Origin of the sequence: Paenarthrobacter ureafaciens, assembly GCF_004028095.1 — a bacterium.
GTDB lineage: Bacteria > Actinomycetota > Actinomycetes > Actinomycetales > Micrococcaceae > Arthrobacter > Arthrobacter ureafaciens.
Genome location: NZ_SBHM01000007.1, coordinates 1,912,306 through 1,928,488 on the forward strand (window position 1 = coordinate 1,912,306; position 16,183 = coordinate 1,928,488).

Consider the following 16,183-nt stretch of genomic DNA (forward strand, 5'->3'; position numbering starts at 1 on the left):
GTGACCAGCCGCCGTCGCGCTTCACTTCAGTTTCACTGCCGCCTTCCTATGTCACCGGCGGTTCCCCGAATGTGGGATCCGGATGGGGCGGGGGAGCAGCCGGCCCGGGATCCGGAATGGGCAGGGGGCCTGGCTCCGGACCCGGGTCCGGCATGGGTGGAGGGAACGGGTGCGTCGGGTCCGGCGGCGGCTGTACCGGGCCGGGCTCCGACGGCGGCTGGGTGGGCCCGGGCTCGGGCGGGAACGGATCGGGTTCATGCTGTGGAGGAAGGGTCATCATCTCTCCTGGAACTCGTTGTTTTCGGTCCTCTTGCTGGAGGGCCAGCCTACGCCTCTGTAAAGCGCGAGGCCATGGCAGCGGTGCGGGAAACCCCTTGACCGGTCCCCGAGAACCGGCAGATGCTGGTGTTACCGCGCGTTTTCAGTGAGGGGAACACGCATGCATCGGGGCGGGAGAGAATGGATCACGAGCACACACCGGCCGGTGACGTCGCCGACCACGAGGCAGCAGCGCCCGGAGACATTGATCTGACACTCCGCACGCCGGCGGAGCGCTCCAGGACCTTCATGGGAATCCTGGTCAACACCGCTGCGGCCAACATCACCACCAGCTACCTGTGGTTTGCGCTGACGTTCTGGGTCTACCTGGAAACCCGCAACGTCATTGCCACGGGCGTAGTGGGTGGTGCCTACATGCTGCTCATTGCCCTTTCCAGCATCAGCTTCGGCACCTTTGTGGACCGCTACCGCAAGCTGACCGTAATGCGTTTCGCCGCCGCCTTTACGCTGATCATGTTCACTGTCTCCGGCGTCGTGTACCTCCTGGTGCCCACAGCGTCGTTGCTGGACCTCGGACAACCTTGGTTCTGGGCGTTCACGCTGATCATCCTCATCGGCGCGGTGGTGGAGAACATGCGCAACATTGCCCTGTCCACCACGGTCACCATCCTCATCGAACCCGACCGCCGGGCCAACGCCAACGGTTTGGTGGGCATGGTGCAGGGGCTGATGTTCATCGTCACCTCCGTGCTTTCCGGCCTGTCCGTCGGGCTGCTGGGAATGGGATGGACGATCGTGGTGGCCCTGGGGTTCACGGCGCTCGCCTACGTGCACCTGCTGACCCTGCGCATGCCGGAAGAACGTAGACCGGCCGCGACCGACGCGAAGGGCAGTTTCGACCTTCGGGGCTCCTATGCCGCCGTGCTTGCCATTGCGGGTCTCTTCGCCTTAATCATCTTCTCCACCTTCAACAACTTCGTTGGTGGCGTGTACATGGCGCTGATGGATCCGTATGGCCTCGAGATGTTCCCGGTGGAGCTCTGGGGCACCTTCTTTGCCGTCGGTGCTACCGGCTTCATTGTGGGCGGCGCGTTGGTGGGCAAGTTCGGCCTTGGCGCCAACCCGCTCAAGACCATGCTGATTGCCGTCGCCGTCATGGGACTCCTGGGGGCACTCTTCACCATTCGCGAGTGGCCGTGGCTGTACGTCCTGGGCATCTGGTTGTACCTGGCCCTGGTACCCATTGTGGAAGCTGCTGAACAGACCGTCATCCAGCAAGTGGTCCCCTTGCCGCGGCAGGGAAGGGTGTTCGGGTTTGCCATGGCCTTCGAGTCGGCTGCCGCACCCATCACGGCATTCATCATTGCCCCCATCGCCCAGTTCTGGATCATCCCGTACGCCCGTTCGGAGGAAGGCTCTGCCCAACTGGCACCGCTCCTGGGCGAAGGAACGTCACGTGGCATCGCCCTGGTCTTCCTGGTGGCCGGCGTCGTCATGATTGTCGCTTCACTCCTGGCCTTCCTTACCCCTGTGTACAGGCGCGTCACGGAGTCCTACCGGGAGAAAGCTGTGCAGGAGAGGGCAGCAAAGGAGGGCTAGATACTCCTTTTGTCGCAGCCCTTCGCGCCCGGCGCACCCCCTGAGCACACACGTCGCCACCGTTCGCGCGGGGCGCACCAGGTGCTACAGGTGCTACAGGTGCGCCGGGCGGGTTCGGGTACGGCACGGGTTGAGGTGCCCGCGAACAGCGCGCCAAAAAACTTTTCCAAAAAAATGTGAACCCCGCGTAACCCTTTGGGGTGCCCCGACGATTACGTCTTTGAAAGGGCCGAGCTGGAATTTGTCCCCCATCATGTTCCAGCCCGGTCCTTCCTTTTGTCCAAGGGACTTTCCGACCACGCAGATCCGGGAATCGGAAGGTTCCTGACGACATGCCGGGCCCGCCCTACTGGGCACCCGGACGAGCAGATACCCTAGGTGAGGATCGTTCGCTGAGCAGATGCGGATGATCCGGCTTCCAGCCAAGGACCTGCCGCCGATCGAAAGTCTCTTCAGTGACCGACGCATTGACCGACGAAGCGCTCCATGCGCTCAGGGGCAACAGCTCGGCACTGTTCGGCGCCGTGTACCAGGCCTACGCCGGCCCGGTGCTCGGGTACCTGACGGCCAAGGGTGTATCCGACCCGGAAGCTGTCACCCAGGACGTGTTCCTGGCTGTGTTGCCCCGGCTTGATGACCTCAGCGGGGGAGCCGACGGGCTACGGACTTTCGTGTTCTCGGTGGCACACGCCCGCATGGTTGACGAGCATCGAAGGCAGAGCCGGACTCCGGAACAGCACGAGTTCGAACCGGAACGGGACACCAGGGAATCAGTTTCGGCCGAGTCCGAGGCGATGGACCGGTTGGCTCCGCAGGAACTCCTCCGGTTGCTTGACCACCTTGGAGGAGATCAAAGGGAGGTCCTGGCACTTCGGATCGTGGCTGGACTGACGGTTGAGCAGGTGGCCGACATCATGGGGAAGTCCGCCGGAGCAGTCAAACAACTGCAGCGGCGGGCGCTGATTACGCTCCGTGAGCACTCGGTAGTAAAGGAATATGTGTCGCCATGACATACAGGGACAGGCCATCCAGGGAATCGGAGAGCACAGCTGCCGTTGACGAGCTCTTGCTCGAGGCGGATCTCTCCGATGACGCTGACATGCGGGCGGTACTTCTTTCCCTGCGGACGCTCGGGAACCTTCCCGCTCCCGCCCCGGGTCCCGAACTGGCAGCGATATTGGCCGGGCCGCATGACCAGCTTACCAAGCGACGTTGGCAGCGTAAGCATCGCGCCGCCCTCGCCGGCGTTGCGGTTGTTGCCGCCATGGGACTGGGCGTCAGCGGTGTGGCTGCCGCCAGTTCCGGTTTCACGAAGACTCCCACCATTATCAGCGGGCTCTTCGGAAACCCGTCCCGGCAGGGGGACGCAGCACCTCGGGAATTGCCCCGCCCTGACGCCCCGAGGGTCATCACAGAGCCTGCACCCACGGAAGAAAACGTACCGGGCGGAAGCCTTGCCGGGAGCGGCGGGTCGAGTAGCCCATCCGCCCTGCCCGAAGCTCCCCGAACAACAGCACCCCAGCAATCCACCGCGCCGACGCAGGCCGCGCCGAAGCAGGCTCGGGCCGACCGGGCCCCGGATGACCAGGCCCAGGGAACGACTCCTGGTTCAAAAGACCTTCCTGCTGTGGCTAACCAGGCAGCCAAGGACGCGCACAACAGCAAAATCGACCAGGGCGTCGGCACCAGCCAGAAGGGGAAGCCAGGGGACGCACGCTGGACGGCACCCGGCAATATCGGCAAGCCCGGCAAGACCCCGGGAATCGACATTGCCAACCCCTGGGGCACCGCCGAAAAGCTCCTGAGGCAAGCACCTGCCGTTTCGAGGAAATAACCCCAGCATGAACAAAATTCGGCCCGAGGCGCTCCTGAAGGTGGGGGGTAGGCTTGGTGAATGATGCATGTGAACGATCCGGCCGTGGTGGAGCGGTTGATGCGAACAAAAGGCACTTGGGCGATCGTGGGGCTCAGTAGCAACGAATGGCGCTCCGCTTACGACGTCTCCCTTTACGTGCGGGACAAGATGGGCATGGAAATCATTCCGGTCAATCTCAAGGGCGAGGATGTCCACGGCGAAAAGGGCTACAAATCCCTCGCCGATATTCCCGCTGATAAGCACCCCATAGACGTCGTGGATTGTTTCGTGAACTCCGGGCGCGTGGGCGCCGTCATTGACGAGGCCATCGCGGTGGGCGCCAAGGCGGTCTGGCTCCAGTTGGGAGTCTTTGACGACGATGCCTGCCAGCGCGCCCGGGACGCAGGGCTCGACGTCGTGGTCAACTCCTGCCCGGCACGTGAAGGCTGGCATTACGGCCTGTAAGGCGCGCGCCGGTTCTGCTGCTACCCTGCAGCTTGACCATTCACTAATCCATGGGGGATAACGTGCCGAAGCAGCCTTCCGCTGTGCCATTTTTCTCGCCCGGCAGGAGGGCCGTCCTCGGGGCCTTCGGGGCGTCGGTAGTCGCTGGACTATCGGCGTGCAGCGCAGGGGAAAGTACGACGCCGGAGCTGCCGCCCGGTAGTGCGTCCGCCTCGCCGGCGGGGCCGGCCGGCAACGGAGCGATGGCGGCGGCCGGTGAGGTGCCGCCGTCGGGCACCCCCGCTCCAACCGCGACGCCGAAGCCCTCCAAGCGCATTCGCCGCAGCTTCATCCCCGACTACCAACTGCCGCCAGTAGTGGGTGGCCTGGCTCCCGTGATCACCAGGATTCCTACGCAGCATCCGGTGGTCTTCCTGACGATTGACGACGGCAACATCAAGAGCCCTGAATCCGTGAAGCTCATGGCTGAGTACGACTACCCGGCCTCGCTGTTCCTTACCAAGGACACCATCGCCGAGAACCCCGCCTTCTTTGACGCCTTCAAGGCCCAGGGCAGCCTGGTGGAAAACCACACGGTCACGCACAACATCAACATGGTTCGGCAGTGGGGTTATCAGCAGCAGCTCGCCGACATGGTGGGCATGCAGGAGTACGCGCTGAAGCAGTACGGGCGGCGCCCAACGCTTTTCCGTCCCCCGGGCGGCGCCTATTCAAACGTGATGCGCCAGGCTGTGGCGGATGCCGGCATGAAGGCGATCGTCACGTGGGAAGCGAAAGCCAACGCGGGAAAGATGGACTACCAGGTAGGAAATTCCCTACGCCCGGGGGATATTGTGCTGATGCATTTCCGGGCGGAGTTCGCCGCTGACCTGGCCGCTTTCCGTGCTGCCCAGCTCGCGGCGGGGTTGGAAGTGGTGTTGCTGGAGGACTTCCTGGGCGTCGCGTAGCTGATGGTCCGGGACGCCGGCAGCGGTACCCTCGAATCATGGACGTGCCACGCCTCCGTGAGATCTGCCTCGGCTTTCCGGGTGCTTTTGAAGACTTCCCGTTCGGCCCGGAGTTGTCCGTCTTCAAGGTGAGGGCTGCGGTGTCCGGTGGCGTACGCCACGAGGCCAAGATGTTTGCCCTGTCGGCCATGGATCCCGGCAACTGGTCCGTCAGCCTCAAGTGCGAGCCTGCGCTTGCCGAGCAGTTGCGCGCTGCCCATCCTGAAATCACCGGCGCCTGGCATCTGAACAAGAGGCACTGGAACGGCGTGCGGTTGGACGGCGGGCTCCCGGACGACATGATCCGGGACATGGTGGAGGACTCCTACGACCTGGTGGTGGCGAGCCTGAGCCGGCGGCAACGGGAGCAACTCGGATGGGCGGGACTGCTCTAAAAAGATCACACTTTGACAAAAGTTGATCGAAACTACGGGGAAATATTGATTTCCAATCACTCTTAGTGAAGTATGTCACACGAAGGTTGGTGCTGTAGGGCGTCAACCCAGACTGTCGGCTCAATGGTGCCCCAGACGCCTGAGTCGGCCTATATGAGTCACTTAAGGGGTATGAAAATGACCATTCAGCACCAGTCCCTTGGCCGCCGCGGATTCCTGCGCGGAGCACTTGCTGCAGCTGTGCTCGTCCCGATGGGCGGCACCATCGCGTCCTGTGCAGCCGGCGGAGGGGGAACCACGGCTGGTCCTTCCGGCACAGTGTCGGACACCAACCCGTTCGGGATGGCGGACAAATCCACCGTTGACGCAGTCATTTTCAAGGGTGGCTACGGCATCGACTACGTTGAATTTGCCGGTAAGGCGTTTGAATCTGCACACGCCGGTTCCACGGCGAAGATCGCCCCGTCAACGGACATTGCGCAGGAACTGCAGCCACGCTTCGTCGGCGGCAACCCGCCGGACCTGATCGACAACTCCGGTGCCAAGGCAATCGGCTTCAGCACCATCCTTGCCCAGCTCGAAGACCTCACCAGCGTTGTGGAGGCCAAGAACCTGGAGGGCAAGGTCATCAAGGACACCCTCTACACCGGTGTGCTCGCACCCGGCACTTTCGACGGCAAACTGGCCGCCCTGAACTACGTCCTGACGGTCTACGCGATGTGGTACTCCGATTCCCTCCTGAAGGAGAACGGTTGGACCGTGCCCAAGACCTGGGATGAGATGTATGCCTTGGGCGAGCAGGCCAAGGCCAAGGGCAAGTACCTGTTTGTGTGGGGCAAGGAAGCCGCCACGTACTACCAGGAGATGGCAATCGCCTCGGCCATCAAGGAAGGCGGCGACGAGGTTCGGCTCGCCTTGGAAAACCTTAAAGCCGATTGCTGGTCCCATCCGGCCGTCCAGTCCGTGTTCACGGCCATGGACAAGATCGTGAAGGCAGGCTTCTTTAAGCCCGGCGGGTCCGGCACCCAGTTCACGGCAGCTCAGGCGCAGTGGAGCAACGCACAGGAGGCAGTGTTCTACCCGTCCGGTTCCTGGATTGAGAACGAGATGAAGGACCAGACCAAGGCTGACTTCAAGATGACGGGGGCGCCCGTTCCCGCAGTGAGTTCCAGCCCCAAAATGCCCTACGAGTCCTTGCACAGCGCGGCCGGTGAACCGTACATCGTCCCGTCGCAGGGCAAGAACGTGGCCGGCGGCAAGGAACTGCTCCGCGTCATGCTCTCCAAGGAAGCCGCCACCAACTTCGCGAAGACCAAGCTCGCCCCCACGATCGTCAAGGACACTGTCCCCGAGGACGGCTTTGGTTCAACGGCCCTGGTGTCCCAGACCAAACTCCTGAGCGATGCCGGCGAGAACATCTACACCTGGAACTTCATCGACCTCTACGGAACCAACAAGGACCAGCTGGTTGTGTGGAACACCTTCCTCGACGGCAAGTCGGACGTTGCCACGCTGACGTCGTCCCTGCAGAGCATCACGGACAAAGTCCGCAACGACAGCTCGGTCAAGAAGATTGAAGTGAAGTGACCGTAGTGGAACCACAGCAGAGCCGGAGCGGCGACGGTTTGGCCGCCGTCGTTCCGGCCATGGCTCCTCCGCCGCCGGCTTCCGCCAAGCGGCGGCGCAAGCCCCTGACGTGGGACAAGGCCAGCTTCTTCCTCGTCTTCCTGGGCCTGCCGCTCGCTATCTATATCCTGTTCGTGATCTGGCCGTTCATCCAGGCCTTTGGCTACTCCCTGACGGACTGGTCCGGCTTCTCGCCGAACCAAAACTTCATCGGGCTGGACAATTACGCCAAAATTTTCACGGACGATATCTTCATGAAGGCCATGGGGAACAACATCCTCCTGGTCATCTTCCTGCCCATCATCACCATTGTCCTGAGCCTCGTCCTGGCGACGATGGTCACGGTGGGCGGCAGCAGCAAGGGCCAGATCAAGGGCTTGCGGAACTCCAGTTTCTACCGCGTGGTTTCTTTCTTCCCTTACACGATTCCTGCCATCGCCATCGGCATCATGTGGGGACAGATCTACGATCCTTCCGGCGGCTTGCTGAACGGGATCCTCACCGGGCTGGGCATGGAGCAGTTCAAGGACTTCGCCTGGCTGGGGAACAAGGACACAGCCATGATCGCCACCATGTTCGTGATCGTGTGGGGCTTCGTGGGGTTCTACATGGTGCTGTTCGTGGCCGGCATCAAGGGCATTCCCGCCGAACTGTTCGAAGCTGCCCGCATCGACGGCGCCGGGAGGTTCCGGACGGCGGTGTCCGTGACCATCCCGCTGATCCGCGACAACATCCAGACCGCCTACATCTACATGGGCATCCTGGCGCTGGACGCTTTCGTGTATATGGCGGCCCTCAACTCGGGCGGCGGGCCGGACAACTCGACGCTTGTCATGTCCCAACAGCTGTTCTTCACGGCGTTCAGCAAGGGCCAGTTCGGGCTCGCCAGCGCCATGGGCGTGGTCCTGGCAATCACCACCCTGATCTTCTCCGGGCTGGTGTTCGCTGTTAACAAGCTGACCGGCGGCGACAAGGATGTGAGCAACTGATGTCCACCAAGACAGTTATGCCGGAAAGGAAGTCCCTGCACTTCCAGCCGCGGACACCCGCAACAACTCCCGGCGACAAAGTGGTGGGGGCCATTTCCCACACCGCCCTGACCATATGGTCACTCATCGTCATCCTGCCGCTCCTGTGGACGGTGATGTCATCGTTCAAGACCTCCAGCGAGATCTTCGCTTCTCCGTTCGCCCTGCCGTCCGAGTGGCGTTTCGACAACTACGTCAAAGCCTGGAGCGATGCCGGGATTGGAAGCTACTTCCTGAACTCGGTGATCGTGGTGGGCGGCGCGTTGGTGATCGTCATGGTGCTTGGAGCCATGTGTGCCTACGTCCTGGCAAGGTATGTCTTCTTCGGCAGCAGGGCCATCTACTACCTGATGCTCGCCGGGCTGACGTTTCCGATCTTCCTGGCCATGGTCCCGTTGTTCTTCGTCATGCGGAACATCGGGCTGCTCAATACACTGCCCGGGTTGATCCTCGTGTACGTCGGCTTTGCCCTGCCGTTCACGGTGTTCTTCCTGTTCTCCTTTTTCAAGTCCCTACCCCACGAGATCACGGAGGCCGCGGCCCTGGACGGGGCGGGCGAGTGGCGGACCTTCTTCCAGGTCATGCTTCCCATGGCCAAGCCGGGCCTTGCCTCCGTTGCGATCTTCAACTTCCTTGGCCTGTGGAACCAGTTCCTCATCCCGGTCTCCATCAATGCGGCCGGACCGCGCGTGCTGTCCCAAGGCCTCGCGGCTTTCGCCGGGCAGATGGGGTATGCGGTGGACTTCGGCGCCTTGTTCGCGGCGGTCACTGTCACCGTGGTGCCGGTGCTGATCGTGTATGTCATCTTCCAACGCCAGCTCCAGGGTTCGGTGTCGCAGGGAACCATGAAATAGCCCCGGCCAGGCGGGACGTACGACGGCGGTGCGCGCCTTTCGGTGCGGGCCGCCGTCGGGCTTTAACTCTGAAAGGATGGAACGGCAACCGGTGCCGGGGCAGTACAGTCCCGGCAAGTGATCGAAAGGCCGAATTACATGATTTTCATTGTGGTCAAATTCAAGGTGAAACCCGACTGGTCGGAGCGTTGGCTGGACCTGGTGGCCGACTTTACCCAGGCCACGCGCGAAGAACCGGGCAATCTGTGGTTCGACTGGTCCCGCAGCGTGGAAGACCCGAACGAGTTCGTCCTGGTGGAAGCGTTCCAGGACGACGCCGCCGAGGCCCACGTGAACAGCGCGCACTTCAAGAAGGCGATGGCTGACATGCCCCAGGCCCTCGCCGAAACCCCGCACATCATCAGCCGCCAGCTCGAAGGCAGCGGCTGGGACCGCATGGGCGAGCTGACCATCGACTAGCTAGTCCTCGCTGTGGATTTCCCGCTGCCTGGCGCTGAGCAGCTCAAGCTCGGGCCGGGCAGCGACGAACCGTTCCACGGCGTCGAGTACTTCCCTGAGGTGCCCGTGGTCCGGAGCCACCAGTGCCGCGCCAATCAATGCCCGGCGGTGCTGGTCCTGAAGCCCGGTCTCCGAGGCCGATACGTCAAAGCGCCGCTTCAGCTCAGCCACCACCGGGCGCACAAGCGAGCGCTTCTCCTTGAGGCTGTGAACATCGCCCAGCAGCACATCGAATTCGACCCACCCAATCCACATACGCCCATTAAACAGGCGCAGGCGGCGATCTTGATCGAATCTTGAGGGAATGCCGCGAGGAGGTTGAGCGAGCCGGATCACACTGGAGTCACGATCATCCACGGGGGGAGACGAGCAGCATGGGCACATTGCGCGGCAGCACGGAAGAAACCTGCTTTGACAAGCATCCAGCCATGGTGGAGATTTGCGGGGGACCCAATGGCAGGAGCGAACCGTGATACTCGATGCGTTTTCCGCCAGGATGTCCCTTGGAGTCGTTACCCTCACGCTTTTCCTGCTGTTCTCAGCCTCCTACGGCAAGACCAGGTCCCCCTACACGGGGTGGTGGGCGCTGGCCCTCTTCGAATTCATGCTCGGCAATGCCGGCTTCCTGCTGAACGGAACTCCGCACCAGGTGTGGGCCAACCCCCTCGGCAACGTGCTGGTGGTAGCCGGTGCGTTCAGCATCTGGGCAGGCGCCAGGACCTTGCGCGACCTCAGGGCAGCCCCCTGGCTGCTGGCTTTGGGGCCCCTGGTCACGGGGGTCGCTTCCACCCTGGAGGACCCGGCAAACAACATCTGGTCGGGTGGCGCAGTGTATCTGGCCATGATCACGGTTGGTGTTGGTCTGGCAGCCAGGGATCTCTGGCACTTCAAGCCCACCCATCCACAAATATCCAAGGCGATGTCGATCGTTGCCTGGTTCGCCACCCTGTACTTCTTTGCGCGGTTTATCTTCTACGTGACTCATGGTCCTGACAGCACCCTGTTCAAAGGCTATTTCGGTGCAGGACCGCTGGGCCTGGTGACCACTGTCCTGCTGGTCGCCGCCTCGTTCACCATGACGACGCTCAGCAACGATCAACTGATCAGGGGGCTCCGCGAACGGGCCAGCCGCGACCACCTCACCGGGCTCCTCAACCGGGGAACCTTCATGGACCTGGCAGGGGCGGAGCTCAAGCGCCTGCGCGCCAGTGGTTCGGGTGCCGCCGTCGTCCTTGCCGACTTGGACCACTTCAAAGCCGTCAATGACGAACACGGCCACCGCGCGGGAGATGCAGCACTGAAGGCCTTCGCGGAGGCCTGCCGGGAAAGCGTCAGGTCCACGGACCTGGTGGGGCGCTACGGCGGGGAAGAGTTTGTCCTCTTCCTGCCTGGTGCCACGCAGAAAAGGGCAGAAGACATTGCCCTCGAAATAAGCAAACGGATGGCCACCATGGAAGTGCCCGGAGGCGGCGCTTTCCCCACGGTCAGCTACGGAGTCACATCCAGCACTCCAGCTACCGCAGACCTCACCTTCATGATCGAAGTTGCGGACGCAGCCCTTTACAGCGCCAAAGCGCAGGGCAGGAACCGGATTGTCGGAGCCAACCGCCTTGAGGCGGCAACTATCGCGGATGAGGCACGATCATGACCATCAACCAGCTGACCACCAAGATCCAGATCCAGCACAACCAGGAACTGGCCGCGTTCCGTCAGGACATCACCAGCCCGCCCTACCAGGCCGGCACGTCCACCACCCTCAACACGGCCAGGCGCTCGGTGCGGATGAATCCCGTCCACTCCGTAGAGGATGCCAGCGCCAACCTGACCATCGTCGCAGATGTTCAGGGACTCGCCTGGCTCACGGCGGACAAGGGGCTGCAAGGAAGCTGCATCACTCTCTCGATCGCAGGCCACCGGCGCACCACGGGAACCCGGGTCCCGCTGCCCCTGGGGGAATGCGACGCATGGGTCGAAGCCATCCTCGGACGCTCCTGGCTGCCTCAGGTCTACCGCGCCGGGACACCCGCGCAGCCCGACGGGAAGCTGGACATCGCTTCCTACCGTTTGTTCCTTGACGAACGGAACAACCCGGTCGCCAAGCCGAAGTCCGTGGTTGACGACACTTTGCGGTACCTGGACCTCTCTTGAAACAACCCCGCACGGCCGCGAGCCACCACCCTGAAACCGACCCTATAACGGGCCTCGGCAACCGGCTGGTGCTCGAGGACGCCTTGCGGGATGCCCAAGCGGCCGCGTCAAACGGAACATCGCCGGCTGCCCTGCTGCTGCTGAACCTGGACGGGTTCAAAGCCGTCAAAAGCTCGGTTGGCCACGCCGCCGCGGACCTTATCCTGCAGACCGTCGCCTCGCGTATCAGGGCGGCAGTGCAGGAGAACGACGTCGTCACCCGCCTGGGCGGCGACGAGTTCGGAATCCTTTTGCCGGCAACACCGCTGGCCCGGGCCGTGTCCGCGGGGAACCGCATCCTGGCTGCGGTCGAACCCGAGATCAATCTCGGCAGCGCGAACGTGCGCTGCACAGCGAGCATGGGGTTGAGGACCGCCGATCCCAGCCGCACCCCTGCCGAGCTGCTGATGGAAGCAGACCTTGCCCTGGGGGAGTCCAAAGCCGAGGGCCGGAACAAGGTCAGGACGTTCGATCCTGCCACCCTGCTGGCGCGCCAACTCGAGCGGCAGATCGTCAGCGAGCTGGGTCATGCCATCGGGTCGGACCAGCTTGTGCTCTTCTACCAGCCGATTGTGGAGCTGGCTACCGGCCGGCTCCAAGGCAGCGAGGCCTTGGTGCGGTGGAACCATCCCGAACGTGGACTCATCATGCCGGACAAGTTCATTCCCGTTGCCGAGGCCACGGGTTTGATTGCGGAACTGGGCCGTTGGGTGCTGCGCAATTCCGTGGCCCAGCTTGCCGCGTGGCGGCGCGACCCGGCCACCGCACACCACGATTTCTCCATGCGGATCAACGTATCGGCACCGGATCTGCAGAGCCTGGAGTTCGTCGATGATGTCCGGGAAGCCCTGTCCACGGCAGGCCTTCCGCCGGAGTCGCTGGTGCTGGAGCTGACAGAAAGCGCCATCATCCAGAACAACGAACTGGACCGCTACACGCTGATGAGCCTCCACCGGCTGGGTGTGGGCCTTGAGATAGATGACTTCGGCACCGGATACTCATCCATCGGCTACCTACGCAAGCTGCCGGTGGACCACGTCAAAGTGGACCGGGAGTTCGTCCGCGACCTGGGTAAGGACGACACCCAGTTGCAGTTCCTCGCCGCCATTCAGAACGTGATCCGCTCCTGCGGACTCGACGGCATCTGGGAGGGAATAGAGACCGCCGAACAGGCCGAAGCGCTGCGGAGCATCGGTTGCACCAGCGGGCAGGGCTATTACTTTGGCCGCCCGGTTTCCGGGACCGAGTTCACGGCACAGCTGAAGCGGCAGGAAACCTGGCCCGCTTAAACGCAAAACGCGGGACCACATGAGTGGTCCCGCGTTTTTCGGGTGCTAGCCGAAGTACTTCGGCAGAGTGCCTTCGTGGGCTTCGCGGAGGGCCTCCAAGGAGAGCTCGTCCACGCCGTTGATCTCCAGCTTTCCACCGGCCGCGTCCACGACGCCGATCCGGAGGTGCGCGAAACCGCGGGCCGTGCACATGTCCTTGAATCGGACTTCCTCGGAGCGCGGAACGGACACGATCGCACGTGCCTGGGACTCGGAGAACAGCGCGGTGAAGAGGTCCACACCGTCGCGTTCCATGAGTTCTTCCAGCGCGATGCGGGCACCGACGCCGTAACGCAGCGAGGACTCCACGAGTGCGGCTGCGAGGCCACCTTCGGAGAGGTCGTGTGCGGCATCAACCATGCCGTCGCGGGACGCGTTGATGAGGATCTCACCAAGCTGGCGCTCAGCTGCCAGGTCGACCTTCGGGGGCTGGCCACCGAGGTGTCCGCGCAGGTTGGACCATTCGGAACCATCCAGCTCAGCCGCGGTGGTGCCCAGCAGGTAGATGGCCTGCCCGTCCTCGCGCCAGCCCGACGGCGTACGGCGGGCGACGTCGTCGAGCTTGCCCAGGACTGCCACCACGGGGGAGGGATGGATCGGTGTGGTGCCGGTCTGGTTGTACAGGGAGACGTTGCCGCCGGTCACCGGGACGCCCAACTCCATGCAGGCATCGGAGAGGCCGCGAATGGCTTCGGCGAGCTGCCACATGACGTCCGGGTCCTCCGGGGAGCCGAAGTTAAGGCAGTCGCTCACGGCCATCGGAACGGCACCGGAAGTGGCGACGTTGCGGTAGGCCTCGGCCAGTGCCAACTGTGCGCCCTTGTAGGGGTCCAGGTAGGTGTAGCGGCCGTTGGCGTCGGTGGCCAGGGCCACGCCCAGGCCGGTTTCCTCGTCAACGCGGACCACGCCGGCGTCATCCGGGAACGCCATGGCAGTGTTGCCGCCAACATAGCGGTCGTACTGCTTGGTGATCCAGGACTTGCTGCACATGTTCGGGGAGGAAACCAGCTCGGTGACCGCCGCTGCCAGCTCCGAGGGAGCGGACGGACGGTTGGCGTCTTCAACGGAACCCGTGAAGGCGTTGGCCTGGACCGAGTCCTGCCACTCCGGGCGGGCGAACGGGCGGTCGTAGACCGGGCCGTCGTGCGCAACGGTGCGGGGATCGACGTCGACGATTACTTCGCCTTCCCAGGTGATGATGAGGCGGCCGGTATCGGTCACTTCACCCAACCAGGAGTACTCCACGGCCCACTTGTCCATCACGGCCTCGAACGCTTCCACGTTCTCCGGCGTGACGATTGCCATCATGCGTTCCTGGGACTCGGACATGAGGATCTCGCCCGGGGTCAGCGTGGGGTCGCGCAGCAGGACGGACGTCAGTTCAACCTGCATGCCGCCGTCGCCGTTGGAAGCGAGCTCGGACGTGGCACAGGAGATGCCCGCGGCGCCGAGGTCCTGGATGCCCTCCACCAGGGAACCCTTGAAAAGTTCGAGGCAGCACTCGATGAGCACCTTCTCCGCGAAGGGGTCGCCAACCTGGACTGCGGGGCGCTTGGACGGCTTGGAGTCGTCGAAGGACTCCGATGCGAGCACCGAAGCGCCACCGATTCCGTCGCCACCGGTGCGGGCGCCGAAGAGGACAACCTTGTTGCCCTTGCCGGAGGCGTTGGCCAGGCGGATGTCCTCGTGGCGCATGACACCGACAGCCAGCGCGTTCACCAGCGGGTTGCCCTGGTAGACGGAGTCGAAGACCATTTCGCCGCCGATGTTCGGCAGGCCGAGGCAGTTGCCGTAGCCACCGATGCCGGCAACGGCGCCGTGCATGACGCGTGCGGTGTCCGGGTGGTCGATCGCGCCGAAGCGGAGCGGATCCATGACGGCTACGGGGCGGGCACCCATGGAGATGATGTCGCGGACAATGCCGCCGATGCCGGTAGCAGCGCCCTGGTAGGGCTCAACGAACGACGGCGAGTTGTGGGACTCGATCTTGAAGGTCACGGCCCAGCCGTCGCCGAGGTTGGTCACGCCGGCGTTCTCGCCGATGCCCACCAGCATGTCCTTCTTCATTTCCTCCGTGACCTTCTCGCCGAACTGGCGGAGGTGGTTCTTGGAAGACTTGTAGGAGCAGTGCTCGCTCCACATGACGGAGTACATGGCGAGCTCGGCACCGGTGGGGCGGCGGCCGAGGACCTTGACGATCTCGTCGAATTCGTTCTGCTTCAGGCCCAGTTCGGCCCACGGGAGTTCCGTGTCCGGGGTCTTGGCGGCGTTTTCAACGGTATCGATGTTGAACTTCTTGGTGGTTTCCGTGGTCACTTGTCGCCTCCCACAATCTTGGTCAGTACGGAGGTGAAGAAACCGAGTCCGTCGGTGTCGGACGCTGCTCCATCGAGCGCTTCGGGACCAAAGCCGGCCTCAACGGCGTGCTCGGGGTGCGGCATGAGGCCCACCACGTTGCCGGCGGCGCTGGAGATCCCGGCGATGTCACGGCGGGAGCCGTTCGGGTTGAAGCCCACGTAGCGGAAGACGACGCGGCCCTCGGCTTCAAGGGCGTCGAGGGTCTTCTCGTCGGCGATGTACTGGCCGTCCTGGTTCTTCAGCGGCACAGTGATTTCCTGGCCATGCCGGTAGTCCAGGGTCCAGGCAGTGTTGGCGTTTTCGACGCGCAGCACCTGGTCGCGGCAGATGAACTTCAGGTGGTCGTTCTTGATCATGGAGCCGGGCAGCAAGTGCGATTCGGTCAGGATCTGGAAACCATTGCAAATACCGAGGACCGGCAGCTTTGCATCGGAGTTCGCGGCATCGATGATCTTGGACATCAGCGGCGCGAAACGCGAAATGGCACCGGCGCGCAGGTAGTCGCCGTAGGAGAAACCGCCGGGAATGATGACGGCGTCAACGTCACCGAGGCTTTCGTCTGCGTGCCAAAGCGACACCGCCGTGCCGCCTGCAAGCCGAACTGCACGGGCGGCGTCGCGGTCGTCCAAGGTACCGGGGAAGGTGACGACGCCGATCTTGGCGCCTGCCAAGCGGGGTTCCGCGGCGACAGCCACCGCCTCGCCAATCAGGGGGATTGAAGTCAT

16 protein-coding genes are annotated in these 16,183 nt (G+C 63.3%); 13 read left to right on the forward strand and 3 right to left on the reverse strand.

Features of this window, described 5'->3' with window-relative positions:
- Window positions 1–459: 459 nt before the first annotated feature.
- From AUR_RS13270 to AUR_RS13315, 10 genes are all read left to right on the forward strand, one after another.
- The gene (locus AUR_RS13270) at window positions 460–1,878 is read left to right on the forward strand and encodes an MFS transporter (protein WP_062095036.1); all 1,419 of its coding nucleotides are present in this window, start codon (window positions 460–462) and stop codon (window positions 1,876–1,878) included.
- A gap of 455 nt (window positions 1,879–2,333) precedes the next feature.
- Window positions 2,334–2,888, forward strand: coding sequence for an RNA polymerase sigma factor (locus AUR_RS13275; RefSeq protein WP_021471688.1), 555 nt, complete (start codon window positions 2,334–2,336; stop codon window positions 2,886–2,888).
- Entirely contained in the window at window positions 2,885–3,712 is an 828-nt protein-coding gene (locus AUR_RS13280) for a hypothetical protein (RefSeq protein ID WP_062095038.1), read from the forward strand. Before AUR_RS13275 ends, AUR_RS13280 begins: the two co-directional genes overlap by 4 nt.
- 60 nt (window positions 3,713–3,772) lie before the next feature.
- Window positions 3,773–4,198 (forward strand): CoA-binding protein, encoded by a 426-nt coding sequence (locus tag AUR_RS13285; protein WP_062095040.1) that lies wholly within the window; start codon window positions 3,773–3,775, stop codon window positions 4,196–4,198.
- 83 nt (window positions 4,199–4,281) lie between these two features.
- Window positions 4,282–5,145: a polysaccharide deacetylase family protein gene (locus tag AUR_RS13290; RefSeq protein WP_241650923.1), complete on the forward strand. Its 864-nt coding sequence runs from the start codon at window positions 4,282–4,284 to the stop codon at window positions 5,143–5,145.
- A 38-nt stretch (window positions 5,146–5,183) separates the two neighbouring features.
- Window positions 5,184–5,579 carry an MmcQ/YjbR family DNA-binding protein gene (locus AUR_RS13295; RefSeq protein ID WP_021471684.1) on the forward strand — a complete coding sequence of 132 codons (396 nt, stop codon included), beginning with the start codon at window positions 5,184–5,186 and terminating at the stop codon, window positions 5,577–5,579.
- 177 nt (window positions 5,580–5,756) lie between these two features.
- Complete coding sequence (gene ngcE, locus AUR_RS13300; RefSeq protein ID WP_021471683.1) at window positions 5,757–7,166, forward strand: N-acetylglucosamine/diacetylchitobiose ABC transporter substrate-binding protein; 1,410 nt, start codon at window positions 5,757–5,759, stop codon at window positions 7,164–7,166.
- On the forward strand, window positions 7,163–8,194 hold the full coding sequence (locus tag AUR_RS13305) for a carbohydrate ABC transporter permease (RefSeq protein ID WP_021471682.1): 1,032 nt from the start codon (window positions 7,163–7,165) through the stop codon (window positions 8,192–8,194). The genes ngcE and AUR_RS13305 overlap by 4 nt, the downstream gene beginning before the upstream one ends.
- The gene (locus AUR_RS13310; protein WP_021471681.1) at window positions 8,194–9,087 is read left to right on the forward strand and encodes a carbohydrate ABC transporter permease; all 894 of its coding nucleotides are present in this window, start codon (window positions 8,194–8,196) and stop codon (window positions 9,085–9,087) included. The genes AUR_RS13305 and AUR_RS13310 overlap by 1 nt, the downstream gene beginning before the upstream one ends.
- Before the next feature lie 138 nt (window positions 9,088–9,225).
- On the forward strand, window positions 9,226–9,546 hold the full coding sequence (locus AUR_RS13315) for a putative quinol monooxygenase (RefSeq protein ID WP_021471680.1): 321 nt from the start codon (window positions 9,226–9,228) through the stop codon (window positions 9,544–9,546).
- Here AUR_RS13315 and AUR_RS13320 read toward each other — a convergent pair whose 3' ends face one another.
- Window positions 9,547–9,840 carry a DUF503 domain-containing protein gene (locus AUR_RS13320; protein ID WP_021471679.1) on the reverse strand — a complete coding sequence of 98 codons (294 nt, stop codon included), beginning with the start codon at window positions 9,838–9,840 and terminating at the stop codon, window positions 9,547–9,549. It lies immediately after the preceding gene.
- A gap of 214 nt (window positions 9,841–10,054) precedes the next feature.
- Between AUR_RS13320 and AUR_RS13325 the strand changes: the two genes are divergently transcribed.
- Genes AUR_RS13325 through AUR_RS13335 form a run of 3 tightly spaced genes read left to right on the forward strand, consistent with a single transcriptional unit; the run spans window position 10,055 to window position 13,061 of the window.
- Window positions 10,055–11,233: a GGDEF domain-containing protein gene (locus AUR_RS13325; RefSeq protein ID WP_021471678.1), complete on the forward strand. Its 1,179-nt coding sequence runs from the start codon at window positions 10,055–10,057 to the stop codon at window positions 11,231–11,233.
- The gene (locus AUR_RS13330; RefSeq protein ID WP_021471677.1) at window positions 11,230–11,733 is read left to right on the forward strand and encodes a hypothetical protein; all 504 of its coding nucleotides are present in this window, start codon (window positions 11,230–11,232) and stop codon (window positions 11,731–11,733) included. The genes AUR_RS13325 and AUR_RS13330 overlap by 4 nt, the downstream gene beginning before the upstream one ends.
- Window positions 11,730–13,061, forward strand: coding sequence for a putative bifunctional diguanylate cyclase/phosphodiesterase (locus AUR_RS13335; RefSeq protein WP_021471676.1), 1,332 nt, complete (start codon window positions 11,730–11,732; stop codon window positions 13,059–13,061). The genes AUR_RS13330 and AUR_RS13335 overlap by 4 nt, the downstream gene beginning before the upstream one ends.
- A 45-nt stretch (window positions 13,062–13,106) precedes the next feature.
- On the opposite strand, the gene purL is transcribed toward AUR_RS13335, so the two are convergent.
- Entirely contained in the window at window positions 13,107–15,416 is a 2,310-nt protein-coding gene (gene purL, locus AUR_RS13340; protein ID WP_021471675.1) for a phosphoribosylformylglycinamidine synthase subunit PurL, read from the reverse strand.
- Window positions 15,413–16,183, reverse strand: a complete 771-nt coding sequence (gene purQ, locus AUR_RS13345) for a phosphoribosylformylglycinamidine synthase subunit PurQ (RefSeq protein WP_062095045.1) — start codon at window positions 16,181–16,183, stop codon at window positions 15,413–15,415. Before purQ ends, purL begins: the two co-directional genes overlap by 4 nt.